Source organism: Pseudomonas asplenii, from assembly GCF_001293465.1.
GTDB classification, from domain to species: Bacteria; Pseudomonadota; Gammaproteobacteria; order Pseudomonadales; family Pseudomonadaceae; genus Aquipseudomonas; species Aquipseudomonas fuscovaginae_B.
In genome coordinates, this window is record NZ_JSYZ01000009.1 from 89,373 (window position 1) to 115,056 (window position 25,684).

Sequence of the window (25,684 nt, forward strand, 5' to 3'; positions counted from 1 at the left end):
CCTGCTTCGCGGATAAATCCGGCTCTCACATGTCTGTGTCATGCACAATATTGAAAACTGTGCCTGAACCTGTGGGAGCCGGATTCATCCGCGAAAGCGATATCCCTCTCCCCTAAAGTCCACGGCTACGCAGCCACTGCATGAACCCACGCTTGACCTCCGGCTTGGGCACCTCGCGGGTAAAGTTCTGCGCCGCATGCAGGCGGTGATCGAGCAGGCTGCGCATCGCCTCGCCGATATCATGCCGGGCATCCAGGCACGGCTTGAGGTATTCCTTCTCGATCCGGTACAGCAGGCAATCGGTCTTGGCCGTAAAGTCCGCCGGCATCCCCTGCTCGGCGAGGATCCCGGCTTCGCCGATCACCTCCCCCGGCCCCATCCGCGCCGCCTCCACGGGCTTGTCGCCGCGCAACAGCGTCACCGACACCACGCCCGACTCGATAATGAACAGATGGTCGCTGACCTCGCCCCGCGGCAGGATCACGCTGCCCGCGCGAAACAGCTGCGGGACCATGTTCTGGCTGAAGGTCTCCTTCTCCTCGGAACGCAGCGTCGAGAAGATCGGCGAACTTTCCAGCAGCGCCCGCGGGCGCGACGTCGAACTCGGCAAGGCACTCTCCACCGTGGACAGCAGGCTTACCCCCGACGCCTGCAAATGGCGGAACGCCAGGTCGAACAGCTGATTGCGCACCTCGCGCTTGAGCCCCATGGCGCTGACGAAACCGCTGATTTCGTATTCGACGCCCGTCGCACTGGAACTCTTGAGCGCCACGCTCGGCGCCGGCGTCGTCAACAGCGCCCGACAACCGAGCACCGCCCGCTCCAGGGCGTCGATCACCACATGGGGCCGCACATGCGGGCTGACCTGCAGGCTGATGGCCAGGCCGTGTACATCGCTGGGCCGGCTGAAGTTGATGATCCGCGCTTTCGCCGCCAGGGAGTTGGGCACCACCGCCAGGCTGCCCTGGGAGGTCTGCAGGCGGGTGGCACGCCAGTCGATATCGACCACCCGACCCTCGGTGCCGTCGATGGAGATCCAGTCATCGACCTGGTAGGGCTTGGTGGTGTTGAGCACGATGCCGGAAAACACGTCGCTGAGGGTGCTCTGCAACGCCAGGCCGACGATGATCGCGAACGCCCCGGAGGTCGCCAGCACGCCCTTGACCGGCAGATCGAGCACATAGGCCGCCGCCGCGATGATCGCGATCAGGAAGATGATCGCCCCCAGCACGTCCTGCAGCAGTCGCCCGGCATGCCCGACCCGCTGCATCATCACCGTGCCGACCAGTACCGTCAGGGTCCGTGCACCGAACAGCCACCAGCCGATCTGCAGGCCGGTGGCGGCCAGGTGCCGGGAGATATCCTCGGGCCAGGGCGCGATCTGCATCGGATTCATGCCTTCGTTGAACAGCACCAGGCTGTACAGCGAAAACACGGTCAGGCGCACCACCAGCTTCCAGTTGCTGCTGCGCGTGCCGAGCAGGCGCCACAGCAGCAGGTCGATCACCAGCAGGAACAGCGCGCACAGCAGCGGGTGTTCGGACAGCAGGGGGTGTTGGGTGAACAGGTCAGGCATCGCACGGCTCCGGAAACAGCTGGACAGCTGCAGGTGCCAAGGATAGCCCGCTTTCACCCACGGCTCACAGCCTGCCTTCAGTCATCCATGCGGCCGAAACGACCGCTGTGGAAATCGACGAAGGCCTGGTGGATTTCCGCCTCGGTGTTCATCACGAACGGGCCGTGGCCGACGATCGGTTCGTCGATCGGCTCGCCGCTGAGCAACAGCAGCATGGCGTCGGCATCGGCCTGCAGTTGCAGGCGTTCGCCGGCCTGTTCGAGCACCACCAGTTGCCCGGCGCCCGCCTGCGCCTCGCCGTTGACCTGCACACTGCCGCGCAGCAGCACCAGCACCGTGTTGTGGCCGGCGTGCAGGTCGAGGTTCAGCACCTTGCCGCCCGCCAGGCGAATGTCCCAGACATCGATCGGCGTGAAGGTCCGTGCCGGGCCGCGCTGGCCGTCGAACTCACCGGCGATCAGACGCAGGCGACCGGCACCGTCCCTGAGGGCGATGTTCGGAATGTCGCGGTCGAGGATGCCCTGGTAGCCGGCCGGTGCCGACTTGTCGCGCGCCGGCAGGTTGACCCAGAGCTGGACCATTTCCAGCCGGCCGCCACGGCGGGCAAAGGCTTCGGAATGGAACTCCTCGTGAATGATCCCCGCCGCCGCGGTCATCCATTGCACGTCGCCCGGCCCGATGATGCCGCCGGCACCGGTGGAATCGCGGTGCTCGACTTCGCCGTCATAGACGATGGTCACGGTTTCGAAACCGCGGTGGGGGTGCTGACCGACGCCGCGACGTTCGGTGGTCGGGGTGAATTCGGCCGGGCCCGCGTGATCGAGCATCAGGAACGGACTGATCTTCTGGCCGAGGCCATCGTAGGAAAACAGGGTGCGCACCGGAAAACCGTCGCCGACCCAGTGGCCACGCGGGCTGGTGTAAATACCAAGAATCTTTTTCATGGACGCCTCCATCAAGTCATGGGGCATAGCTTAGATTCGCCGCGTTTTTAGCGGTAGTCCGTAAAAATCAACCTCATCGTCCCAACTATGGAACGATCGCAACCGCCGAACGCCAAGCCGGATCGGCACGGCCGCAACGCCTTGGGCTGCGCCATGGACAAGGCAAGGCTGGCCTTATTTACATTACACTCATAATATATAAAATATTACACTCATAATATTTACTCCCACGATCGAGGTGCACCATGCAGCCACCCATTCGCGACATCATGCTGGCCCGATGGTTTTCCCACCTCCCCGCGCTGGTGCTGCTGATCCTGCTCGGCGGCTGCAACAGCCAGGCCGACTCTCAGCTCGGCGCGGCCCCTCCACGGGTGGTGCTGGCCGCCCGGGTGGAGCCGGCCAACCAGCAGGACAATGCCTATACCGGCGTGGTTGCCGCACGTACCGAAAGCGACCTGGGCTTCCGGGTGAGTGGCAAGGTCATGGAGCGCCGCGTCGATCCCGGCCAGCGTGTGCGCAAGGGCGATACCCTGCTGGTGCTGGATGTCCAGGACTTCGATCTGGCGCTCAAGGGCGCGAGGAACCGTGTGGTCGCCGCCCAGGCGCAACTGCGCCAGCGCCGTGACGATGCCGAGCGCTATCAGCGCCTGGCTACCACCGGGGCCGTATCACGGCAGATCTTCGACCAGGCCGCGACCAACCTGCGGGTGGCCGAGGCGGAGATGGCCTCGGCCGACTCCGACGCCCGGCAGATCGAAAATCGCCGGACCTATTCGGTGCTCAGGGCAGACGGCGACGGGGTGATCACCGAGGTTCGCGTCGATCGCGGCCAAGTGGTCGCCGAGGGGCAGGTGGTCGCCCGTCTGGCCCAGGACGGTGCCCGCGAAGCCGTGATCAACCTGCCGGAAAACCAGCGCAACCTGGCCGCCAACCCGGCCCGGGCATTTCCCTTCGGTGCTCCGGAACAGGCGGTTGAGGCCCGTTTGCGCGAGCTCTCGGCAGCGGCTGATCCCAGCACCCGAACCTTTCGGGCCCGCTATGTGCTCGACGGCCAGGCCGAACGTTTCGCCATCGGCTCGACCATCACCGTTCGCCTGTCCAGTGCCGCCGCCGAACAGACCCGCGTCCCCATCGGCGCCCTGCACGATCCCGGTACCGGCAGCGGAGTGTGGCTGATCGGCAACGACAACCGGGTCAGCTTCGTCCCCGTACAGGTTGCCAGCCTCGGCCAGGAATACGCCGTGCTCGACGGCGGAGTCAGTCCCGGCCAACTGATCGTCGCCCTCGGCGCGCACCTGCTGCACCCCGCAGAGCAGGTGCGGGTCCCGGATGCCCAATCGCTGGCGCTGAACCGAGCATCCTCCCCGATACAGGATCACTGACATGCGTGGCCTCAATCTCTCGCAACTGGCCGTTCGTCACGGTGCCGTGACGCTGTTTCTGATCCTCGCCATCATGGCCGCCGGCGTCTTCGCCTTCGGCAAGCTGGGCCGCTCGGAAGACCCCTCGTTCACGGTCAAGATCATGACCGTGACCGCCGCCTGGCCTGGCGCCACCGCCCGGGAAATGCAGGAGCAGGTGGCCGATCCCCTGGAGAAGCGCCTGCAGGAACTGGACTTCTATGATCGGGTCGAGACCATCGCCCAGCCCGGTTTCGTCTCGCTGAAAGTCAGCTTTCTCGACTCCACGCCTCCCAGCCAGATCCAGGAGTTGTTCTACCAGGCCCGCAAGAAACTCGGCGACGAAGCGGCGAAGCTGCCCAAGGGAGTGGTCGGACCGCTCTTCAACGACGAGTATTCGGACGTCTACTTCGCCCTCTACGCCCTCGAAGCCCGCGATCTGCCGCACCGCCAGCAGGTGCGGATGGCCGAGGACCTGCGCCAGGCCCTGCTCGACCTGCCAGGGGTGAAGAAGGTCAATATTCTCGGCGAACAGGCCCAGCGGATCTTCGTGGAATTTTCCTACGAACGCCTGGCGACCCTGGGCGTCAAGCCGGAGCAGATCTTCGCCGCCCTCGCCGCGCAGAACGCTGTCACGCCTGCGGGCTTTGCCGAGACCGCCGGGGCCCGGGCCTATATCCGTGTCGACGGCGCCTTCGACAGCCTTGCCCTGATCGAGAACGTGCCGTTGGTGGCGAACGGCAAGGTACTGCGCATCGCCGATGTGGCCAGTGTGACCCGGGGCTATGAAGACCCGCCCGGCTATCGGATTCGCCACCAGGGTGACCCGGCCCTGATGCTCGGCGTGATCATGGAGAAACACTGGAACGGCCTGGAGCTGGACAAGTCCCTGCAGGCCGAGGAAGCCCGGATCAAGGCCGAACTGCCCTTGGGCGTGCGCTTCGACAAGGTCTCCGACCAGGCGAAGAACATCCGCCTGGCAGTGAATGAGTTCATGTTGAAGTTCTTCGTCGCCCTTGCCGTGGTGATGCTGATCAGCCTGCTGGCCCTGGGTTTCCGGGTAGGCCTGGTGGTGGCCGCCGCCGTGCCGCTGACGCTGTCGATCGTCTTCGTGGTCATGCTGCTGACCGGCCGCGAGTTCGACCGGATCACCCTCGGTGCCCTGATCATCTCGCTCGGCCTGCTGGTGGACGACGCGATCATCGCCATCGAGATGATGGTGGTGAAGCTCGAGGAAGGCTTCGACCGCCTGCATGCCGCGACCTTTGCCTGGAGTTCGACCGCCGCGCCGATGCTGACCGGGACCCTGGTGACCATCATCGGCTTCCTGCCGGTGGGCTTCGCCCGCTCCGGTGCCGGCGAATACGCCGGCAACATCTTCTGGATCGTCGGCTTCGCGCTCATCGCCTCGTGGCTGGTGGCAGTGGTCTTCACGCCCTACCTGGGGGTCAAACTGCTGCCGGCCATCAAGCCGCTGACCGGCGGTCACGAGGCTTTGTACGACGGCCGCTGGTATCGGCACCTGCGTGTCCTGGTGGAACATTGCGTGCGCCATCGCTGGCGGGTTACCGCGCTGGTGGTGAGCGCCTTTGTCCTCTGCGGACTGGGCATGGGCGTGGTGAAAAAGCAGTTCTTCCCCAACTCCGATCGTTCGGAGCTGATCCTTGAGGTCTATCTGCCGCCGGGCAGCGCCTTCAAGAGTACCGAAGCGGTCACCGCCCAGGTGGAGAAGGCCCTGCTGGCCGAACCGGAAACCCTGCTGGTGGACAGTTACGTCGGGGGTGGTGCGCCGCGCTTCTTCCTGTCGCTGAACCCCGAGTTGCCGGATCCGGCCTTTGCCAAGCTCATCGTGCAGACCGCCGATGCCCATGCCAGAGAGACGCTGAAACGGAAGATGCGCGAACGGATTGCCGCCGGGGCCTTTCCTTCGGCACGGGTACGGGTCACTCAATTGGTGTTCGGCCCGCCGGTCCCCTTCCCGGTGGTGTTCCGGGTCTCGGGACCCGATATCGAGGTGCTGCGTGGCGTGACCGAACAGGTCAGGCAGGTCGTGGCAGCGAACCGGCTGACCCGCGATACCTTCGTCGACTGGGGCGAGCGCACCAGCGCCTATCGCCTGGTGCTGGATCAGGACCGCCTGCGCCTGCTGGGTTTCACTCCGGACCAGGTGAAATCACAGCTCAACGCCCTGCTGCGCGGCAACCCGATCACCGAAGTACGTGAAGGCACGCGAGTGGTGTCGGTGGTGGCGCGTTCGCGCGGCGACCAGCGCGAAGACCTCGGCAACCTGGCCAACATGACCCTGACCAACAGTGCCGGCGAGTCGCTGCCGCTGTCACAGGTCGGGCATTTCCAGGCGGTGATGGAAGACCCGATTCTCAAGCGGCGCAACCGCGCCAGCACCTTCGAGGTGCGCGCCGATATCGTCGATGGCAGCCAGCCGCCGGACGTCGAACTGGCGGTATGGGCCGACCTGCAGCCGCTGCTGGCGAAACTGCCGGCCGGCTACAAGGTGGTGATCGCCGGACCCGTGGAAGAAAGCGTAAAGGCCAACGTGGCCCTGGCGGCCCTGTTCCCGATCATGATCCTGCTGACCCTGCTGGTGATCATGTTCCAGGTGCGCTCGTTCGGCGTGATGTTCATGGTCTTCGCCACGGCGCCCCTGGGGCTGATCGGAGCAATGCCGGCGCTGTTGCTGTTCAACCAGCCGTTCGGCTTCAACGCCATCCTCGGATTGATCGGGATTGGCGGGATCCTGATGCGCAACACCCTGATCTTCACCGACCAGATCCGCCAGAACCGGGAACAGGGCATGGCGATCAACGAGGCGATCGTCGAGGCCACGGTGCGCCGGACGCGGCCGGTGGTACTCACCGCGCTGGCAGCGGCCCTGGCATTCATCCCGCTGACACTCTCGGTGTTCTGGTCGTCGCTGGCCTACGTGCTGATCGGTGGCGTGCTGGTGGGCACCCTGCTGACCCTGCTGTTCCTGCCGGCGCTGTGCAGCCTGGTACTGGGGCGCACGGAACACGCGGTTGAGGTGCCGGTGCCGGGCTGAGATTGCGTGCGGGGCCGCTCCCGTGGCGGTGTCAGAAGGATTTGCTGACACTGGCGGGCTGGCAATGCTCGATGCACACCTAGACTCAACTGATCGTTCCCACGCTTTGCGTGGGAATGCATCCAAGGACGCTCCGCGTCCACCTCATCTGCCCATATGAATTCGTGCTGGCAGGTAAAGAGTCCTTTTCTCCAGCCTGTATTTTTCTCAAAAGTGGGAATCGGGATACTCCTGCCCATTCCCCCTCATTCCAGGAGTCAAGCATGTCCATTCCCGCCTTTGGTCTCGGTACCTTCCGCCTGCAGAGCCAGGTCGTCATCGATTCGGTGAAGACCGCCCTCGAGCTGGACTACCGGGTCATCGATACCGCCCAGATCTACGAGAACGAAGCCGAAGTCGGCCAGGCCATCGCCGCCAGCGGCGTGGCCCGCGACGAGCTGTTCATCACCAGCAAGATCTGGGTCGCCAACTTCGCCCAGGACAAGCTGATCCCCAGCCTCCGGGACAGCCTGCGCAAACTCGGTACCGATTACCTCGACCTGACCCTGATCCACTGGCCATCGCCCGCGGATGAAGTACCGGTCGCCGAATTCATGGCCGCCCTGCTGGAGGCCAAGGAGTTGGGCCTGACCCGCCAGATCGGTATCTCCAACTTCACCGTCGACCTGATGCAGCAAGCCATCGCCGCCGTCGGTGCCGAACAGATCGCCACCAACCAGATCGAACTGCACCCCTACCTGCAGAACCGCAAGGTCGTCGAGTTCGCCCGGAGCCAGGGTATCCGGATCACCTCGTACATGACCCTGGCCTACGGTGAAGTGCTCAAGGACCCGGTCATCCAGCAGATCGCCGAACGGCACCAGGCCACCCCGGCCCAGGTAACCCTGGCCTGGGCCATGCAACTGGGCTACGCGGTGATCCCCTCCTCGACCCGACGCGAGAACCTGGCCAGCAACCTCAAGGCCCGCGAGCTGCGCCTGAGCGACGACGACATGGCGCTGATCGCCGGCCTGGAACGCGGCCACCGCCTGACCAGCCCGGCCGGCCTCGCCCCGGCCTGGGACTGAGCCTCAGAGCAACTGGTTGCGCTTGGCGAACTCCGCCAGCGCGACCACCGACTTCAGGTTCAGCTTGTCGATCAGCCGGGTCTTGTAGGTGCTCACGGTCTTGTCGCTGAGCAACATCAGCTCGCTGATCTCCTTGTTCTTCATGCCGCGGGCGATGTAGCGCAGGATGCTCAGTTCGCGATTGCTGAGGTTCTCGATCTGGCGTGCCTCGGTTTCGTTGACATGGGCGGCCATGCGCCCGTGATCTTCGAGACGGGGGAAGAAACTCTTGTTGAGCATCACCGCCCGCACCGCCAGTTGCAACTCATCGAGTTCGGCGGTCTTGGAGACATAGCCCAGGGCACCGGCGCGCATGCAGCGCTCGGAGTAGAACTCCGGCGATTGCTCGGTCAGCACCACGATCCTGCTGGGCAGTCCCAGCGCGCTGATACGGGTGATGACTTCCAGGCCATCGAGGCGGGGAATGTTCAGGTCCATCACGATCAACTGCGGTTCCAGTTCTCGCGCCCGCTGCACCGCATCGACGCCGTTGTCGGCCTCGGCGAGCACCTCGTAGTCGAGTTTCTCCAGCAATATCTTGATAGCCAGGCGAACGAACGGGTGATCGTCCACAATCAGTGCTGTACGCATCGCAAATCCTTGAGAAGTACGCCGGCCACTGCTTGAGACAGGTACGTGCTTGCATCGATCGAAAGAGAAAGGGATCCAACGAACTCAAGTGTAGGAAAGTTCTCGAAAACCTGCCTTGGCACGTCCCCTGGCGACCTCAAGGGCCAACCGGACGGATCGCGCACTTTAGCGAGCGGGGCCGGCGAGATATGTAGGAATAATCCCAAGACCAGGCTGCCGCAACGGTAGATGCGGTTCAATCGGTGGTGCTTGGACTCCAGAACGCCTGCTGCACCCGGCTGGAGGTCGACAATCGCGCCACCAGCGCATCCAGTTCGTCGCCATCGATCGAGGTGGCCGCCAGGGTCGCCTCGATCTCCACTTCGTCGTCGCCGACCGTGCGTACCTCAACGTCGCTGGCCGGGTAGTTGCTGCGCTCCAGTTCCTTCTCCAGCAGCGACAGCACGACCTTCTGCTCGGCCCGCAGGGCGGTCAGGTAGAGGATGTAGGTGACTTCCGCCGAGACCACGTCCAGCGGCTGGCGGTTGATGTAGTTGACGATCGGCCGCAGCAGGGTGTTCGCCGCCAGCACGAACAGGGTGCCGAGCAGCGCTTCGAGGATCAGGTCGGCCCCGGCACAGGCACCGACTGCTGCCGAGCCCCACAGGGTGGCTGCGGTGTTCAGGCCGCGGACGTTGCCCTCCTCGCGCATGATCACCCCGGCCCCGAGAAAGCCGATGCCGGACACCACATAGGCGACCACCCGCACCGCGCCTTCGGCGCCGCCGAGACGGTTGGCCATGTCGACGAAGATCGCCGCGCCGACCGCCACCAGCACGTTGGTGCGCAGGCCGGCGGTACGCTGCCGGTACTGGCGCTCGAAGCCGATCAGGCCGCCGAGGATGAAGGCCGCACCGAGGCTGACCAGGGTGTCGGTCAGCGAGTCGAGGTTGATGTTGTCGAGGGCCTTCATCCATTCACTCCAGGGTCGATACGCGGATCACTGCCAACCGAACCGCCGGCTGTAGAAGCCCTTCACCGCCTGCGTCAGCGCCATGTACGCCAGCAGGATCGCCGGCAGGAACACGAAGTACAGCGACGGCAACGCCTGCAGTTTGAAGTAGTGCGCCAGCGGACCCATCGGCAGGAAGATCCCCACCGCCATGATGATCCCGGTCATCACCATCAGCGGCATCGCCGCGCGGCTTTGCAGGAACGGAATCTTCGGTGTGCGGATCATGTGCACGATCAGCGTCTGGGTCAGCAGGCCGACCACGAACCAGCCCGACTGGAACAGCGTCTGGTGATCCGGGGTGTTGGCATCGAAGACATACCACATCAAGGCGAACGTGGTGATGTCAAAGATCGAACTGATCGGCCCGAAGAAGAACATGAAACGCCCGACGTCCGCCGGCTGCCAGCGCTGCGGCTTGCGTAGCAGGTCCTCGTCGACATTGTCGAAGGGGATGGCGATCTGCGAAATGTCGTAGAGCAGGTTCTGTACCAGCAGGTGCATCGGCAGCATCGGCAGGAACGGAATGAAGGCACTGGCCACCAGCACCGAGAACACGTTGCCGAAGTTCGAGCTGGCGGTCATCTTGATGTACTTGAGCATGTTGGCGAAGGTCCGCCGCCCTTCGAGCACGCCCTCCTCCAGCACCATCAGGCTCTTTTCCAGCAGGATGATGTCGGCCGCTTCCTTGGCGATGTCCACCGCGCTGTCCACCGAGATCCCGATATCGGCGGTGCGCAGGGCCGGTGCGTCGTTGATGCCGTCGCCCATGAAACCGACCACATGGCCGTTCGCCTTGAGCAGGCGGACGATGCGTTCCTTGTGCGACGGGGTCAGCTTGGCGAACACGTTGGTGGTCTCGATCGCCTTGGCCAACTGCTTGTCGCTCATGCGCTCGATGTCGTTGCCCATCAGCAGGCCCTGCTGCTCCAGGCCGACCTCACGGCAGATCTTGGCGGTGACCAGTTCGTTGTCACCGGTCAGCACCTTCACCGCGACACCATGTTCGGCCAGCGCGCGCAGGGCCGGCGCGGTGCTTTCCTTGGGCGGGTCGAGGAAGGCCACGTAGCCGATCAGGGTCAGGTCCTGCTCGTCCGCCAGGCTGTAGACGTCGCTCCCGGCTTCCATGGAACGCGCGGCAACCGCCACCACCCGCAGGCCCTCCTCGTTGAAGGCCGCGGTGACCTGGCGAATCCGCGCCAGCAGTTCGTCGCTCAGCGCCACCTCGGCTTCGCCGTGGCGAACCCGGGTGCACACCGACAACACTTCCTCCACCGCGCCCTTGCAGATCAGCAGGTGCGGACGGTTCTGCTCGGCCACCACCACCGACATGCGCCGGCGGTTGAAGTCGAACGGAATCTCATCGACCTTCTGGAACGCGGTGCCGACCTGCAGCTCGCGGTCGATCTCGACGTGCTCGAGCACGGCGACGTCCAGCAGGTTCTTCAGGCCGGTCTGGTAGTAGCTGTTGAGGTAGGCCATTTCCAGCACGTCCTCGGACTCCTCGCCCCAGACGTCGACATGGCGGGCCAGGAAAATCTTGTCCTGGGTCAGGGTGCCGGTCTTGTCGGTGCACAGCACGTCCATGGCGCCGAAGTTCTGGATCGCGTCCAGGCGCTTGACGATGACCTTCTTGCGCGACAGAAACACCGCGCCCTTGGCCAGGGTCGAAGTGACGATCATCGGCAGCATTTCCGGGGTCAGGCCGACGGCGATCGACAGCGCGAACAGCAGCGCCTCCATCCAGTCGCCCTTGGTGAAGCCATTGATGAACAGCACCAGCGGCGCCATCACGAACATGAAGCGGATCAGCAGCCAGCTGACCTTGTTGACCCCGTGCTGGAACGAGGTCGGCGCACGGTCGGTGGCGCTGACCCGCTGGGCCAGGGCGCCGAAATAGGTATTGTTGCCGGTGGTCAGCACCACCGCGGTGGCGGCCCCGGAGACCACGTTGGTGCCCATGAACAGGATGTTGTCCAGATCCAGCGGGTTGGTGGCGCTGGGGTCGATCTGGCGGACGAACTTCTCCACCGGCATCGACTCGCCGGTCATCGCCGCCTGGCTGACGAACAGGTCCTTGGCGGTCAGTACCCGGCAGTCGGCGGGAATCATGTCGCCGGCCGAGAGCACGATCAGGTCGCCCGGTACCAGTTGGCGGATCGGCAACTCGATGCGCTGGGCACCTTGCACCTGTGCGCTGGCCGCATGGAACTTGCCGAACACCGGCGTGGTGTCCGCAGCGAAATCCCGGCGCATGACCGTCGCGGTGTTGCTGACCATGGCCTTGAGGGCATCGGCGGCCTTGTTCGACTTGGCTTCCTGCCAGAAGCGCAGCAGGGTCGAGAGCACCACCATGGAGAAAATCACCGTGGCGGCCTTGAGGTCGTCGGTCAGCCAGGAGATCAGCGCCAGCAGGGTCAGCAGCAGGTTGAAGGGGTTCTTGTAGCAGTGCCACAGGTGCATCCACCACGGCAGCGGCTGCTCATGCTCGACCTCGTTGAGCCCGAACTGCTCGCGCAGGACCTGGGCCTGGGCTTCGCTCAAGCCGTCGGCATGGGCACCGAGGCGCTCCATCAGTCCCTGGGGATGATCGTTGGCCGCCGCCACCAGGGTCTGCGCCAGGGTCGGCGGGACCTCGCGGCTGACCGTCGCGTCGGTCATGCTTTCGAGCAGGGCCAGGCGGCGGAAGTGCCGGGCGAAGTGCCGGGTCCGCAGGAAACCGGCAAAGAATTCTTTCAACAGGGTGAGTTTCATGGGGCTGCCTCCCGTACCACCGGCCCGGCTCCTGCAACGGCAGGAGCACGGGCGACGTTGATCTTGCGAGCAGAGTCCGCAGGCGGGTTACCGCCAGCGTGCATTGCCCCGGATGGGACAGGCACGGCCGGCCGCCTGGCACAAACGCCGGGCGCGTCGATAGCGTCGCGACGGGCCACGGGGGCCGCATCACAGGCTGTTCAGTGTCGGGAAAAGGGACTTCGGGATACCGCCACCAGGGGCGTGATCGGGATGCCGCTTCTCGCTTTCGGGCGAGACAACGGCAGGGAGAGACTGCGCGTTATCTTGCCGAGAATATGCCGGTCATCGGAACCGGCCGACTACTGTCACTCGAACAAGTACCCACATGGGCCTCCGCAATGGATGAAAACGCGCGAAGCTTACACTTCGACATTTGCAGCGTAAACGGTAACAAAGTGTTTCGCAGCGCTACCGGAAAGTTCTTCAGGAAGGGTTCAGGTTCGGGCCGCCCGGCCTCATTCACAGTCCCACTGGCGCATACGGGCACGGCAGTGTTTCATCGCGTTGACGATGTGCTTTTCCACCAGGCTGCGGGAGATGTTCAGGCGTTCGGCGATCTCCGGGTGCGACAGGCCCTCCAGCTTGCGCAGCATGAAACTGTCGCGGCACAGGCGCGGCAGCTCGGCCAGGGCACGTTGCAGCATGTGCAGGCGCAGGTCATGGTCCAGTGCGGTCTGTGGCGAAGGACTGAAAAACCGCTCATCGGTATCGAGCACCGCCAAAGGCTCGTTCTGGCGCACGGCATTGCGCCGATGGTCGTCGATCATCAGGTTCATCGCCGTGCGATAGAGGAAGGCCCGCGGCTGTTCGATCGGAGTATCGCTGGAGCGCTCCAGCACGCGTAAATAGGCATCATGCACCACATCCTCGACAACCTGACGGTTGCCCAGTTTCGCATTGAGGAAACACACCAGCTCGCGGTAGTAGTTTTCCAACATGACTCCTGTCCGCACGCTCGGCGGGCCTGTCCCTGAGCCATCGGCGGCCAGGGCTCGATGATGGCAGTTTGAAAAGATGTAATTTATAGTAATTCTCATATAGATTTAAAGTGCTCCTGGGCAAAAGCCTGAAATGTCTGGAAAAACAGGGCCGGACAAAGACTTAAATTCGCAACCGGGCTTCTCGTCTAACTGAAATCTCCCGTGTCCCTGCCAGCAGCCGGAAACAGCCCGCTGGCGTGATCACGGATCGATCTTCCATCGGCTGGAACCCTGCATGAAACGTCCTCGACGCACCCGACGCGCCCTGCTTGTCTCGCTCTGCCTGATCCCTGTCATTGCCTTCGCCACCTGGCAGATCCTGCCGCCGGGGCGCGACAGTTTCGCCACCGTCACGGTCAATCGTGGTGACATAGAAAGCAGCGTGACCGCCCTTGGCACCCTGCAACCGCGCCGTTACGTCGATGTCGGCGCCCAGGCCTCCGGGCAGATCCACAAGATTCACGTCGAGGTCGGCGACCCGGTCAAGGAGGGCCAGTTGCTGGTCGAGATCGATCCATCGACGCAGAAGGCCAGGCTCGACGCGGGCCGCTACTCCATCGAAAACCTCAGGGCCCAGCTCCAGGAGCAGCGTGCCCTGCATGACCTGGCCCGGCAGAAATACCAGCGCCAGTTGCAGCTCAATGCCGGCGGCGCCACCCGGGTCGAGGACATCCAGAGCGCCCAGGCCGAGATGCGCACCACCCAGGCGCGCATCGACATGTTCCAGGCGCAGATCCTCCAGGCCCAGGCCAGCCTGCGCAGTGCCGAGGCGGAACTGGGCTACACCCGCATCTACGCCCCCATGGCCGGCACCGTGGTCGCCCTCGATGCCCGCGAGGGCCAGACCCTCAATGCCCAGCAGCAGACGCCGCTGATCCTGCGCATCGCCAAGCTGTCGCCGATGACCGTCTGGGCCGAAGTCTCCGAAGCCGACATCGCTCACGTCAAACCGGGCATGAACGCCTACTTCACCACCCTCAGCGGTGGCAACCGGCGCTGGAGCAGCACCGTGCGGCAGATCCTGCCGGTACCGCCCAAGCCCCTGGAACAGTCCAGCCAGAGCGGCAGCAACAGCCCCAGTGGCAGCAGCAAGAGCGGTGCCGCACGGGTGGTGCTATATACCGTGCTGCTGGATGTCGATAACGCCGACCAGGCCCTGATGGCGGAAATGACCACCCAGGTATTCTTCGTCGCAGATCGCGCGCAGAACGTCCTCACCGCACCGATCGCCGCCCTGCAGGGTGGCGACGAGCCCCATCGGCAGACCGCCAGGGTCGTCACCCCGGAGGGCCGGATCGAGACCCGTGAAGTGCGCACCGGCATCAGCGACCGCCTGCGCATACAGGTGCTCGACGGCCTGGCCGAGGGCGACCATCTGCTGATCGGCCCGGCCGTCGGTAGCGGAGGCTGAATGCAAACGCCACTGATCGAACTGCAGGACATCCGTAAATCCTACGGTGGCGAAGACAGCCCACGGGTGGACGTATTGCGCGGCATCGACCTGTCGATCCATGCCGGCGAGTTCGTCGCCATCGTGGGTGCCTCGGGCTCGGGCAAGTCGACCCTGATGAACATTCTCGGCTGCCTCGACCGCCCCACCTCCGGCAGCTACCGCTTCGCCGGCGAGCCGGTGGCCGAACTCGACACCGACGAACTGGCCTGGCTGCGCCGCGAGGCCTTCGGCTTCGTGTTCCAGGGCTATCACCTGATCCCCTCCGGCTCGGCCCAGGAAAACGTCGAGATGCCGGCCATCTACGCGGGCACTCCGGCGGCCGAGCGCCATGCCCGGGCCGCCGCCCTGCTCGACCGCCTGGGCCTGGCCAGCCGCCGCGGCAATCGCCCGCACCAGTTGTCCGGCGGCCAGCAGCAACGGGTGTCGATCGCCCGTGCCCTGATGAACGGCGGCCATATCATTCTCGCCGACGAACCCACCGGTGCCCTCGACAGCCATAGCGGGGCCGAGGTGATGACCCTGCTCGACGAACTGGCGAGCCAGGGCCACGTGGTGATCCTGATCACCCACGACCGGGAGGTCGCCGCCCGCGCCAAGCGCATCATCGAAATCCGCGACGGCCTGATCATCAGCGACAGCGCCACCCAGGCCGACGCCACCCCAGCCACTGCCACCCCCGGCTCCCTGCAGGCCGTGGACCTGCGCCAGCGCCTGAGCGACGGCAGCGAGTACAACGGTGCCTGGAAAAGCGAACTGCTCGAGGCTGTGCAGGCCGCCTGGCGGGTGATGTGGATCAACCGCTTCCGCACGGCCCTGACCCTGCTCGGCATCGTCATCGGCGTCGCCTCGGTGGTGGTCATGCTGGCGGTGGGCGAAGGCAGCAAGCGCCAGGTCATCGCCCAGATGGGCGCCTTCGGTTCCAACATCATCTACCTGAGCGGTTCCGCGCCCGCGCCCCGTGCGCCACTGGGCATCATCACCCTGGACGACGTGGCGGCGCTGTCGGCGCTGCCCCAGGTGAAAATGATCATGCCGGTCAACGGCAATGACGCCACGGTCCGTTTCGGCAATCTGGACCACAACGCCTATGTCGGCGGCAACGACACCCAGTTCCCGGCGATCTTCAACTGGCCGGTGGTCGAAGGCAGCTATTTCACCCAGGACGATGCCAGAAGCGGCGCGGCGGTGGCGGTGATCGGCCACAAGATTCGCGAAAAGCTGTTCGCCCACCTGCCCACACCCATCGGCCAGTACCTGCTGATCGAGAACGTACCGTTCCAGGTGGTGGGCGTGCTCCAGGAAAAAGGCGCCACCTCCGGCGAGACCGACAGCGACGAGCGGGTGGCGATTCCCTACTCCGCCGCCAGCGTCCGCCTGTTCGGCACCCGCAACCCGGAGTACGTGGCCATCGCCACCAGCGACGGACGCAACGTCAGGGACGCCGAGCGCGCCATCGACCAGGTGATGATGACCCTGCACAACGGCCGCCGCGACTTCCGCCTGACCAATAACGCGGCAATGATCCAGGCCGAAGCCCGGACCCAGAACACCCTGTCGCTGATGCTCGGCTCGATTGCCGCCATCTCGCTGCTGGTGGGCGGGATCGGCGTGATGAACATCATGCTCATGACCGTCCGCGAACGCACCCGGGAAATCGGCATTCGCATGGCCACCGGCGCCCGCCAGCGGGACATCCTGCGCCAGTTCCTCACCGAAGCGGTGATGCTCTCGGTGGTCGGCGGCCTGGCCGGCGTGGTACTGGCCCTGGGCGTCGGCGGCATCCTGATACTGAGCAAGGTCGCCGTGGCCTTCTCCCTGGCCGCCGTGACCGGTGCCTTCGCCTGTGCCCTGGTCACCGGGGTGATCTTCGGCTTCATGCCGGCCCGCAAAGCCGCCCGGCTCGATCCGGTGGCAGCCCTTACCAGTGAATGATCGATCTATGAAGCCGCAACTCTCCCTGCTTACGGTGTGCCTGCTGCTCAATGCCTGCAGCGGCCCCGCGCCCCATCCGGACAGCGGCCTGGTGCCGCCCGCCGCCTGGCAGTTCGCCCAACGCTCGGCACTGCAACAGGATCATCGCCAATGGTGGCGACAGTTTGGCAGCCCCGAACTCGACCAACTGATCGACCAGGCGCGCCTGGGCAGCCACGACATCGCCGCCGCCGCGGCACGGGTGCGCCAGGCCCGGGCCAGCGCGGTGATCGCCGGCGCCCCGCTGCTGCCACAGGTCGACCTGAACCTGGACGCCAGCCGCAACAAGCTGCTGCACGGCACCGCCGACAGCGACAACAACAGCAAGAGCTTCGGTGCCGGCCTCAGCGCCACCTACGAGGTGGACTTCTGGGGCGGGCTGGCCGCCAGCCGCGACAGCGCCCTGCAGAGCCTGCGCGCCAGCGAGTTCGACCGGGCCACGGTGGAACTGACCCTGCTCGGCGGCGTCGCCGACCAGTACGCCCGCACCCTGTCCGCGCGCGAGCAGCTGCGCATCGCCGAACTGAACCTGATCAATGCCCAGAGCGTGCTCAAGCTGGTGCAGACCCGTTACGACTCAGGCTCGGCCACCGCCCTGGAGTTGGCCCAGCAGAAAAGCCTGGTTGCCGCCCAGCAGCGCCAGTTGCCGCTGATCCAGCAACAGGCCGGGGAATCGCTGATCAGCCTGGCCGCCCTGCTCGGCCAACCGGTGCAGGCCCTGAAGATCGGCAGCCTGCCCTTCTCCAGCCTGGGCTGGCCGCGGATCGATGCCGGCCTGCCCAGCGAGCTGCTCAGCCGCCGTCCGGACATCGCCCGCGCCGAGGCCCAGTTGGCGGCGGCCCAGGCCGACGTCAAGGTGGCACGGGCGGCGCTGCTGCCGAAGCTGACCTTGAGCGCCCGCCTGGGCTCGGAGTCGAGCGAAGCCTCCGAGGCCCTGCGCACGCCGTTCTACAACCTGACCGCCGGACTGGTCGCACCGGTGTTCAACCACGGTCGCCTGCGGGCGCAACGGGACAAGGCCACGGCCCGTGAAGAGGAACTGCTGGAAAGCTATCGCGGGGCGATCATCAATGGCTTTGCCGATGTCGAGAAGGCGCTCAACAGCATCGAGCGCCTGGACCAGCAACGCCAGTGGCAGGAAGAGGAACTGCGGCAGGCCAAGGCCGCCTTCGAGCTGTCCCAAAGCCGCTACCGGGCGGGCGCCGCCGACCTGCTGACCGTGCTGGAAACCCAACGTACGCTGTACGCCGCCGAAGACCTGAACGTGCAGTTGCGGCTGAGCCGCCTGCAGGCGAGTATCGCCCTGTACAAGGCCGTGGGTGGGGGCTGGAGCGAGTTCTGATGCTGTTCCGCTGACGGTGACGCCCAGCGTCATCGGCTGCATTCCCACGATCCAACGCCCGCCCCGGACGCTCCAGGCCCACTCGCGAATAGCCATCGACGTTCCCACGCTCCGCGTGTGAATGCCTCGCAGGGCGCGCCGCGCCCATTCACAGGAACCTTAGAAGAAACGATCTTTCAGCGACAGGTGGCGGGCATACCACGGGCGTCGCGGCACGCGCTTCAACAGGTCGGACAGCCCCTTGTCGTCGGCGAAGGTGATACGCAGCGCCAACTTCATGGTCTCCGGGTCCATCTCCACCGACTTGCCGACACTCAGGCCCGGCGTGGTACTGCAGCCATGGGTACTCGGCCCCAGCCACGGATCATCCACCTCGACCCAGCGCCCGGGGGCGAACCACGGCACGCCATTGACCTGCAGGCGGGTGACCTGGCCCGGATGAAAACGCTCGTGGGCACGGAACCAGTCCTCGATCCGATCGTCGATCCAGCCATGGAACAGCCAGAACACCGGGTGCACATGGGAGGAGAACGGGTCGCCGAGAAAATCGTTTTCCGGCCGGAACCAGCGCGGGGCGAAATCGGTGAACTCGCGGGCCATCGGCACCGGTGCATCATTGGACGGATCGCGGGGCACCGCGGCCCAGCGCATGTGCAGCCAGTCGTGCAGGCCCAGCTCGAGTTCCGAGCCGAACTGGCCCAGGGTCAGCTTCGACAGGTAACGCGGGTCGGTGTACTGCGACTCCCAGACCTGGAAGTTGCTGTGGTAGGTCTCGCTGCTCTTGATGTCGCTGACCCATTGACTGTAGTCGTCATCGTCCTCGGCCAGCCAGGTCGGCGGCACGGCCCAGCCGTCATGGTTGTCGAAGTAGCGGACAAAGCCCTGGCGATCACGCTCCAGCTCCGGCTGCGGCGGCGGGAAGCGGCGCCAGGACGGCAACGGCTGGATCGCGCGCGCCGCCTGCAGCATGTGCCTATGCATGAAGAAGAAGTCGATTCCCGAACCATTGCGGTCCTTGCGCGGCCCACGGGCATCGCGCTCCTTGTTCCGGGGTCCGGGCTGCCAGCCGATGCCGCGCAGGCCGTCACGCTTGTCTTCGGGCAGGGTGTGCCACTTGTCCCGGGTGGCGTGCCAGAGCTGGTGGAACAACCGATGCTCGGGCGACACCAGCCAGGCCAGCAGCGGCGCACTCAGGCCGATGCGGTCGCGGGCTTCGGGAAAGGTGTGCTTGGTGGCGACGAAGCGACTGTCCAGCTGGGTCAGCGCCAGTGGCCGGTCAAGGCGCTCGATACGTCCGGTGAGGGTGCCGCTGCCAGCATTGCCATAGGTGCCCCAGACCTCGTCGAGGACCATGCTCAGCTCGTATTCGGGGAACACCTCGGTGCCGCGGAACAGCCGCCAGAACAGCCGTGCACCATCGGCCACCGCCAGGTCGCCGACCACCCGCAGGCGCGGTTCGGCCGCGCCACGCAGGCCCTCGGCCGTGTCGATGAAACCGCAGACCGCCCGGCCACGCGGAGCAATGTCGAGCAACACCTGCACACCTTCCAGGGGCAGGCCGGCCAGACCGGCATCGCGGCCCTCGAAACGAATGTTCCAGACACCGCGCAAGTTGTCGGCCAGGCGTTGGCCTGCCGTGTCGAGCAGATCGACCGTGGCCTCGCCCGGCGTGATCGGCTCGTCCTCGCGCGTCAGTTCACGGTGTGCGTAATAAGCCGCGGGGATGGCGGCGCCGGTAAGCGCCAGGCCCGCTATGAATCCTCGTCGAGAAATCGTCATCGCCCTACCTGTGTCGGCCCTGAAGCAGGCCTTATCCCAGCTAGGACGTTGAACCGCGGGGGAAATTTAGCCTGTCGCGAACCCCGAAAGCGCTAAATTCCCGACACCTGCGCTCGTTCTTCCCAGATAGCGAAAGCCCTTGTGGCTGCCTGTGACCTGCGAACCAGAATGAGATGGCAATGACAAAACCGCGTTCGAAAAAGGCTCTCTACATCGGTCTGCCCCTGGCCCTGGCCATCGGCGCCGCCTCGGCCTGGCTGGGCTGGCAGTACTGGCCCAACCAGGGATACCCGCTGAATATCGTCAAGCAGGCGGACGAACTGCAGGAACGGATCATCTCGTTCGACAGCCACATCACCGTGCCACTGACCTTCGGCGCCGAAGGCCGCGAGGCGGACAAGGACGGCTCCGGCCAGTTCGACCTGGTCAAGGCCGACCGCGGGCGCCTGTCCGCCGCCGCGCTGACCGTGTTCGGCTGGCCGGAGATCTGGAACGGGCCGAATGCACCCCATCGCCCGACAGCGGGCTTCGTCGACGAGGCGCGCAAGCAACAGGAAGTGCGCTACAAGATCATCACCGGCATGGTCCGCGACTTCCCCAACCGCGTCGGCATCGCCTACACCCCCGATGACATGCGCCGGCTGCATGGCGAAGGCAAGTTCGCGATCTTCATCAGCATGCTCAACGCCTACCCGCTGGGCCACGACCTCAGCCTGCTGGACACCTGGACCGCGCGCGGCATGCGCATGTTCGGCTTCAGCTACGTGGGCAACAACGACTGGGCCGACTCGTCCCGCCCGCTGCCGTTTCTCAACGATACCCCCGACGCCCTGGGCGGCTTGTCCGATATCGGCAAGCAGGCGGTGCATCGTCTCAATGACCTGGGGGTGATCATCGACGTCTCGCAGATGTCGACCAAGGCCCTGGAACAGGTCAGCCAGTTGAGCCGCACGCCGATGGTCGCGTCGCACTCGGCACCCCGCGCGCTGGTGGATATCCCGCGCAACCTCAGCGACCAGGAAATGCAACTGATCAAGAACAGCGGTGGCGTGGTCCAGATCGTCGCCTTCCCGGCCTACCTGCGGCCCTTGAGCCAACCGACCCAGGACAAGCTCAACGCCCTGCGCAAGCGCTTCGACCTGCCGCCGCTGCCCAACCAGGCGATGGCGCTGATGCCTGGCGATCCGATCATCACCGTCTGGCCGGAACAGCGCTTCGGCGAGTACGCCAGCGAGCTGTACGCGATCCTCGACCAGGAACCCAAGGCCGACCTCAAGGACTTCGGCAACGCCATCGACTATGCGGTGAAGAAAATCGGCATCGACCACGTCGGCATCAGCTCGGACTTCAACGACGGCGGCGGTATCGACGGTTTCAAGGACGTCAGCGAGGCACGCAACGTGACCGCCGAACTGCTCCAGCGCGGCTATTCCGAAGCCGATATCGCCAAGCTCTGGGGCGGCAACTTCCTGCGGGTCTGGGACCAGGTGCAGAAGGCGGCCAAGCACTGAGCATCCCCGGTCCTTCTTGATACGGGAAACGGTCTTGACCGTTCCCGTTGAGCACCGATCCATTATCCAGACCGTCCAAGTGATCCTTCATGACTGACCGCAGAACCTTTCTCAAACAGGCCGGCCTGCTCGCTGCCAGCCTACCGCTCGGGGCCAGCCTGGACCTGGCCACCGCTGCTCCCGCAGCGACCGCCAAAGCTGCCCAGGGTGGCGACAAATGGGCGCAACTGCGCCAACTGTTCGACCAGGACCCGGACTACCTGCACTTCTCGAACTTCCTGGTCACCAGCCACCCCAAGCCAGTACGCGACGCCATCGAGCGCTACCGCGCGGCCCTCGACCGCAACCCGGGCCTGGCGATGGACTGGGACCTGGCCGAAACCTGGAAACGCGAAAGCCAGGTGCGCCATGCCGCCGGGCGCTACCTGAAGGCCCAGCCGGGCCAGATCGCCCTGACCGGCAGCACCACCGAAGGCCTGGCAATGATCTACGGCGGTATCCATGTACGCCCCGATCAGGAAATCCTCACCACCGAGCACGAGCATTACTCGACCCGCAATACCCTGCGGTTGCGCACCGAACGCGAAGGCACCCGCGTGCGCAAGATCAGCCTGTTCGAGAACCCTCACCGGGTCTCGGCCGATGAAGTGCTGGGCAACATCGCCCGCGCCATCCAGCCGCAAACCCGGGTACTGGGCATGACCTGGGTACAGTCCGGCAGCGGAGTCAAGCTGCCGATCGGCGAGATCGGCAAGCTGGTGGAGGAACACAACCGCAATCGTGACGACAAGGACCGCATTCTCTACGTGGTCGATGGGGTCCACGGCTTCGGTGTCGACAACCTCGACTTCCCGGACATGCACTGCGACTTCTTCATCGCCGGCACCCACAAGTGGATGTTCGGCCCACGCGGCACCGGTATCGTCTGCGCCCGTTCGGAAGAGGTCAGGGACGTCACGCCGCTGGAACCGACCTTTTCCGAGGACACCAACTTCGCCACCTCGATGAGCCCGGGCGGTTACCACGCCTTCGAACACCGCTGGGCCCTGGACCAGGCCTTCGAACTGCACCTGGAACTGGGCAAGGCCGATGTGCAGGCGCGGATCCACGCCCTCAACAGCGAGCTCAAGCAACGTCTGCAGGCCGACTCACGCATCGAACTGGTCACGCCCATGAGCCCGGAACTGTCGGCCGGCTTCAGCTTCTTCCGGGTCAAGGGCCAGGACAGCGACCAGGTCGCCGCCCGCCTGCTCAAGAACAAGGTGGTGGTCGATGCGGTGGACCGGGACGTAGGGCCAGTGGTGCGCACGGCTCCCGGCCTGCTCAATACCGAAGCCGAACTGGACCGCTTCATGACCCTGCTCGGCCAGCAGCTATGAACCGCTGCCCGGCGGTACGACCCACCGTTTTCAGACTTCTGCCTGCGAGAGATCCCATGACAGCACAATCCACCTGCACACGCTCCCGTGTCGGCCTCCGGTCGGCCCTGACCCTCGCCGCCCTGTTCGCCAGCGGGCTGTGCGGCAATGCCTTCGCCGCCAGCGCGCCGCTGCCGGGCAAGGTGTTCAAGGACTGCAAGGACTGCCCGGAAATGGTGGTGCTGCCCGCCGGCACCTTCACCATGGGCAGCCCCGAGGACGAGATCGGCCGCGAGCCGGACGAAGGGCCGATGCATGAGGTCACCTTCAAGAAGGCTTTCGCCATCAGCCGCTTCCAGGTACTGGCCGGCGAATGGAAAGCCTACCTGCACAGCACCGGCTACAAGATGCCGGACGGTGATACCCGCCCGGGCCGCGAGTGCCTGGCCGGCGAGCCGCGCTACCCCATGAGCGACCGGCAGCCGGCGGTCTGCATGGACTGGCGTGAGGCCGAGGCCTATACGAAGTGGCTGTCGAAGAAAACCGGCAAGGCCTATCACCTGGTCAGCGAGGCCCAGCGTGAATACGCCGTGCGCGGGGGCACCAAGGGCCCCTTCCCGTTCCCCTTCGACGAGGGCAAGGAATACAGCATCGCTAAACACGCCAACACCTACGGCCCGGCGGACGGTTTCAGCTACACCTCGCCGGCCGGCAGCTTCCCGCCCAACGCCTTCGGCGTCTATGACGGCCACGGCAATGTCTGGGAATGGACCGCCGACTGCTATGTCGACACCTACCAGGGGGCACCGACCGACGGCAGCCCGCGCCTGGACAGCCAGGAATGCGAGGACCGCCGTTCGATCCGCGGCAACGACTGGACCGAAGCGCCGGTCTTCTCCCGCTCCGCCAACCGCAACGAGCGCAGCGAGTACACCCGCGGCGACTGGCTGGGTTTTCGTGTCGTGCGCGAACTCTAAATCCCACCCCGAAACGCTCGTCTAAAGAGTTCAGGGCGCCGTGCGCGGCGCCTGCTTCCGAAGACCTTCACGAGTAGCCCCCATGCCTCTCCAAGCACAAAGCCTCGCCCAGGAAACCCTGAGGATCCTCAAGCCCTTCTGGCTGCTGGTGGTCCTCTCGGCCGCCCTGGGGGTTGTCAGCGGCCTCAGCGTCACCGCCCTGCTGGCGACCATCAACGACGCCATGAATGCGAGCGGTGGCCCGGACACCCGTATCGCCCTGCTGTTTGGCGGCCTGTGCGTGCTGACCCTGGCCTGCTCGACCCTTTCCAACCTGCTGACCAACTACGTGGGCCAGCGGGTGGTCGCCCGGCTGCGGCAGGAACTGGCCGCCAAGGTGCTGGTGGCGCCCATCGAGCAACTGGAACGTTACCGTGCCCACCGGCTGATCCCGGTGCTGCTCAACGATGTCAGCACCATCAGCACCTTCGCCCTGTCGGTGGCCCCGATGGTGATCGCCTTCACCGTCACCGTCGGCTGCCTGGCCTACCTGGCCGCGCTGTCCTGGCAGATTCTGGCCCTGACCCTGTTGACCGTGGTCATCGGCAGCGGCGCGCAGTGGCTCGCCCACCGCGTCGGCATGCGCAGCATCCTGCGGGCGCGGGACGGCGAAGACGAGCTGCAGAAGCACTACCAGGCGATTTCCGCCGGGGCCAAGGAACTGCGCATCCAGCGCCAGCGCCGCCAGTTCATGCACGACCAGCAGATCCACGGCACCACCGAACGCATCAGCCAGGCCAACATCCGGGCGGCGAACATCTTCGTCAGTGCCGAGACGTTCGGCTCCATGCTGTTCTTCGCGGTGATCGGCATCGCCATCACCTTCCAGGCGTTCTGGCCGAACACCGACAAGACCGTACTCGGCGGCTTCGTACTGGTCATGCTGTACATGAAGGGGCCGCTGGAACGACTGGTCACCACCATCCCGAGCATCAGCCGCGCCGAGATCGCCTTCCGCCGCATCGCCGAGCTGTCGTGGCGCTTCTCCTCGCCGGAACCGCACCTGCTGGTGAGCGACCGGGACATCGGGCCGATGCCGCTGCAGAGCATCGAGCTGCGCCAGTTGCGCTACGACTACCCGCCGGTCGAAGGCGTTCCGCCGTTTCACCTGGGACCGGTCGACCTGACCATCCGCCAGGGCGAAATCGTCTTCATCGTCGGCGAGAACGGTTGCGGCAAGACCACCCTGATCAAGCTGCTGCTGGGCCTGTACACGCCACAACAGGGCGAAGTCCGCCTCAATGGCAGCCCGGTCAGCGCCCAGGGCCTGGACGACTATCGCCAGCTGTTCACCACCATCTTCGCCGACTACTACCTGTTCGACGAAGTGGCCCAGGGCGGCACGCCGCTGCCACCGGAGTCGATCAAGTACCTGGAACGCCTGGACATCGCCCACAAGGTCAGCATCCGCGACGGCAGCTTCAGCACCACCGATCTGTCCACCGGCCAGCGCAAGCGCCTGGCGCTGCTCAATGCCTGGCTGGAACAACGCCCGGTGCTGGTGTTCGACGAATGGGCCGCCGACCAGGATCCGGCGTTTCGCCGGGTGTTCTACACCGAGCTGCTGCCCGAGCTGCGCGACCAGGGCAAGACCATCATCGTCATCTCCCACGATGACCGCTATTTCCCGGTGGCCGACCAACTGGTGCGCATGCAGGCCGGGCAGATCCAGGTCGAACGCGTGCAACGCGAGGCCGTACCCGCCTGACACCCACCACCCCGCGCGCAAGGCGCGGGGTGAACCCGCCTAAATTACCCCGCCGCCCGTTCGTTCTTCCTATAGCCAGCGACCCGACAGTCCCTCCGGCA

The 25,684-nt window shown here is 65.2% G+C and carries 17 protein-coding genes; 10 read left to right on the forward strand and 7 right to left on the reverse strand.

The genetic code is table 11. The features are described 5' to 3' along the window. Positions 1–112: 112 nt before the first annotated feature. Complete coding sequence (locus PF66_RS12370) at positions 113–1,576, reverse strand: mechanosensitive ion channel domain-containing protein (protein WP_054056561.1); 1,464 nt, start codon at positions 1,574–1,576, stop codon at positions 113–115. A gap of 77 nt (positions 1,577–1,653) precedes the next feature. Further along, positions 1,654–2,520, reverse strand: coding sequence for a pirin family protein (locus tag PF66_RS12375; protein WP_054062850.1), 867 nt, complete (start codon positions 2,518–2,520; stop codon positions 1,654–1,656). Between the two features lie 245 nt (positions 2,521–2,765). On the opposite strand from PF66_RS12375, the gene PF66_RS12380 reads away from it, so the two are divergent. From PF66_RS12380 to dkgB, 3 genes are all read left to right on the forward strand, one after another. Beyond that, the gene (locus PF66_RS12380) at positions 2,766–3,905 is read left to right on the forward strand and encodes an efflux RND transporter periplasmic adaptor subunit (RefSeq protein ID WP_239687882.1); all 1,140 of its coding nucleotides are present in this window, start codon (positions 2,766–2,768) and stop codon (positions 3,903–3,905) included. A gap of 1 nt (position 3,906) precedes the next feature. Next, positions 3,907–6,981 (forward strand): efflux RND transporter permease subunit, encoded by a 3,075-nt coding sequence (locus PF66_RS12385; RefSeq protein WP_054062851.1) that lies wholly within the window; start codon positions 3,907–3,909, stop codon positions 6,979–6,981. 263 nt (positions 6,982–7,244) lie between these two features. Then, complete coding sequence (dkgB, locus tag PF66_RS12390) at positions 7,245–8,048, forward strand: 2,5-didehydrogluconate reductase DkgB (RefSeq protein ID WP_054062852.1); 804 nt, start codon at positions 7,245–7,247, stop codon at positions 8,046–8,048. A gap of 3 nt (positions 8,049–8,051) precedes the next feature. On the opposite strand, the gene PF66_RS12395 is transcribed toward dkgB, so the two are convergent. The 4 genes from PF66_RS12395 to PF66_RS12410 all read right to left on the reverse strand — a co-directional run bounded on the left by PF66_RS12395 (position 8,052) and on the right by PF66_RS12410 (position 13,403). Beyond that, entirely contained in the window at positions 8,052–8,678 is a 627-nt protein-coding gene (locus tag PF66_RS12395; protein ID WP_054056557.1) for a response regulator transcription factor, read from the reverse strand. Positions 8,679–8,913: 235 nt separating this feature from the next. Then, entirely contained in the window at positions 8,914–9,630 is a 717-nt protein-coding gene (locus PF66_RS12400) for an MgtC/SapB family protein (RefSeq protein WP_054056556.1), read from the reverse strand. A 27-nt stretch (positions 9,631–9,657) separates the two neighbouring features. Beyond that, positions 9,658–12,423 (reverse strand): magnesium-translocating P-type ATPase, encoded by a 2,766-nt coding sequence (gene mgtA, locus PF66_RS12405; protein WP_054056555.1) that lies wholly within the window; start codon positions 12,421–12,423, stop codon positions 9,658–9,660. Positions 12,424–12,920: 497 nt separating this feature from the next. After that, a complete protein-coding gene (locus PF66_RS12410) occupies positions 12,921–13,403 on the reverse strand; it encodes a sigma-70 family RNA polymerase sigma factor (RefSeq protein ID WP_054062853.1) in 483 nt (160 codons plus the stop codon). 277 nt (positions 13,404–13,680) lie between these two features. On the opposite strand from PF66_RS12410, the gene PF66_RS12415 reads away from it, so the two are divergent. From PF66_RS12415 to PF66_RS12425, 3 genes are read left to right on the forward strand one after another with little or no spacing between them, the layout of a single operon-like run. Continuing rightward, the gene (locus tag PF66_RS12415) at positions 13,681–14,856 is read left to right on the forward strand and encodes an efflux RND transporter periplasmic adaptor subunit (RefSeq protein WP_054062854.1); all 1,176 of its coding nucleotides are present in this window, start codon (positions 13,681–13,683) and stop codon (positions 14,854–14,856) included. Beyond that, the gene (locus PF66_RS12420) at positions 14,857–16,830 is read left to right on the forward strand and encodes a MacB family efflux pump subunit (RefSeq protein ID WP_054062855.1); all 1,974 of its coding nucleotides are present in this window, start codon (positions 14,857–14,859) and stop codon (positions 16,828–16,830) included. A 7-nt stretch (positions 16,831–16,837) separates the two neighbouring features. Further along, positions 16,838–18,211 carry an efflux transporter outer membrane subunit gene (locus tag PF66_RS12425; RefSeq protein ID WP_054062856.1) on the forward strand — a complete coding sequence of 458 codons (1,374 nt, stop codon included), beginning with the start codon at positions 16,838–16,840 and terminating at the stop codon, positions 18,209–18,211. Between the two features lie 159 nt (positions 18,212–18,370). Here PF66_RS12425 and PF66_RS12430 read toward each other — a convergent pair whose 3' ends face one another. Next, positions 18,371–19,990 (reverse strand): hypothetical protein, encoded by a 1,620-nt coding sequence (locus PF66_RS12430; RefSeq protein ID WP_054062857.1) that lies wholly within the window; start codon positions 19,988–19,990, stop codon positions 18,371–18,373. A 179-nt stretch (positions 19,991–20,169) separates the two neighbouring features. Between PF66_RS12430 and pvdM the strand changes: the two genes are divergently transcribed. The 4 genes from pvdM to PF66_RS12450 all read left to right on the forward strand — a co-directional run bounded on the left by pvdM (position 20,170) and on the right by PF66_RS12450 (position 25,583). Further along, positions 20,170–21,501, forward strand: coding sequence for a pyoverdine-tailoring dipeptidase-like protein PvdM (pvdM, locus tag PF66_RS12435; protein WP_054060704.1), 1,332 nt, complete (start codon positions 20,170–20,172; stop codon positions 21,499–21,501). Positions 21,502–21,590: 89 nt separating this feature from the next. Further along, positions 21,591–22,880, forward strand: coding sequence for an aminotransferase class V-fold PLP-dependent enzyme (locus PF66_RS12440; protein ID WP_054060705.1), 1,290 nt, complete (start codon positions 21,591–21,593; stop codon positions 22,878–22,880). A 56-nt stretch (positions 22,881–22,936) separates the two neighbouring features. Beyond that, entirely contained in the window at positions 22,937–23,836 is a 900-nt protein-coding gene (locus PF66_RS12445) for a formylglycine-generating enzyme family protein (RefSeq protein WP_054060706.1), read from the forward strand. An 82-nt stretch (positions 23,837–23,918) separates the two neighbouring features. Then, positions 23,919–25,583, forward strand: a complete 1,665-nt coding sequence (locus PF66_RS12450; protein ID WP_054062858.1) for a cyclic peptide export ABC transporter — start codon at positions 23,919–23,921, stop codon at positions 25,581–25,583. Positions 25,584–25,684 lie beyond the last annotated feature (101 nt).

Excerpts from the sequence above, each read along its gene's own strand:
- PF66_RS12380 (WP_239687882.1), top strand. The coding sequence starts at position 2,766 with ATGCAGCCACCCATTCGCGACATCATGCTGGCCCGATGGTTTTCCCAC.
- PF66_RS12410 (WP_054062853.1), bottom strand. The coding sequence starts at position 13,403 with ATGTTGGAAAACTACTACCGCGAGCTGGTGTGTTTCCTCAATGCGAAA.
- pvdM (WP_054060704.1), top strand. The coding sequence starts at position 20,170 with ATGACAAAACCGCGTTCGAAAAAGGCTCTCTACATCGGTCTGCCCCTG.
- dkgB (WP_054062852.1), top strand. The coding sequence starts at position 7,245 with ATGTCCATTCCCGCCTTTGGTCTCGGTACCTTCCGCCTGCAGAGCCAG.
- PF66_RS12445 (WP_054060706.1), top strand. The coding sequence starts at position 22,937 with ATGACAGCACAATCCACCTGCACACGCTCCCGTGTCGGCCTCCGGTCG.
- PF66_RS12425 (WP_054062856.1), top strand. The coding sequence starts at position 16,838 with ATGAAGCCGCAACTCTCCCTGCTTACGGTGTGCCTGCTGCTCAATGCC.
- PF66_RS12430 (WP_054062857.1), bottom strand. The coding sequence starts at position 19,990 with ATGACGATTTCTCGACGAGGATTCATAGCGGGCCTGGCGCTTACCGGC.
- PF66_RS12420 (WP_054062855.1), top strand. The coding sequence starts at position 14,857 with ATGCAAACGCCACTGATCGAACTGCAGGACATCCGTAAATCCTACGGT.
- PF66_RS12395 (WP_054056557.1), bottom strand. The coding sequence starts at position 8,678 with ATGCGTACAGCACTGATTGTGGACGATCACCCGTTCGTTCGCCTGGCT.
- PF66_RS12440 (WP_054060705.1), top strand. The coding sequence starts at position 21,591 with ATGACTGACCGCAGAACCTTTCTCAAACAGGCCGGCCTGCTCGCTGCC.
- mgtA (WP_054056555.1), bottom strand. The coding sequence starts at position 12,423 with ATGAAACTCACCCTGTTGAAAGAATTCTTTGCCGGTTTCCTGCGGACC.
- PF66_RS12385 (WP_054062851.1), top strand. The coding sequence starts at position 3,907 with ATGCGTGGCCTCAATCTCTCGCAACTGGCCGTTCGTCACGGTGCCGTG.
- PF66_RS12450 (WP_054062858.1), top strand. The coding sequence starts at position 23,919 with ATGCCTCTCCAAGCACAAAGCCTCGCCCAGGAAACCCTGAGGATCCTC.
- PF66_RS12400 (WP_054056556.1), bottom strand. The coding sequence starts at position 9,630 with ATGAAGGCCCTCGACAACATCAACCTCGACTCGCTGACCGACACCCTG.
- PF66_RS12415 (WP_054062854.1), top strand. The coding sequence starts at position 13,681 with ATGAAACGTCCTCGACGCACCCGACGCGCCCTGCTTGTCTCGCTCTGC.
- PF66_RS12370 (WP_054056561.1), bottom strand. The coding sequence starts at position 1,576 with ATGCCTGACCTGTTCACCCAACACCCCCTGCTGTCCGAACACCCGCTG.
- PF66_RS12375 (WP_054062850.1), bottom strand. The coding sequence starts at position 2,520 with ATGAAAAAGATTCTTGGTATTTACACCAGCCCGCGTGGCCACTGGGTC.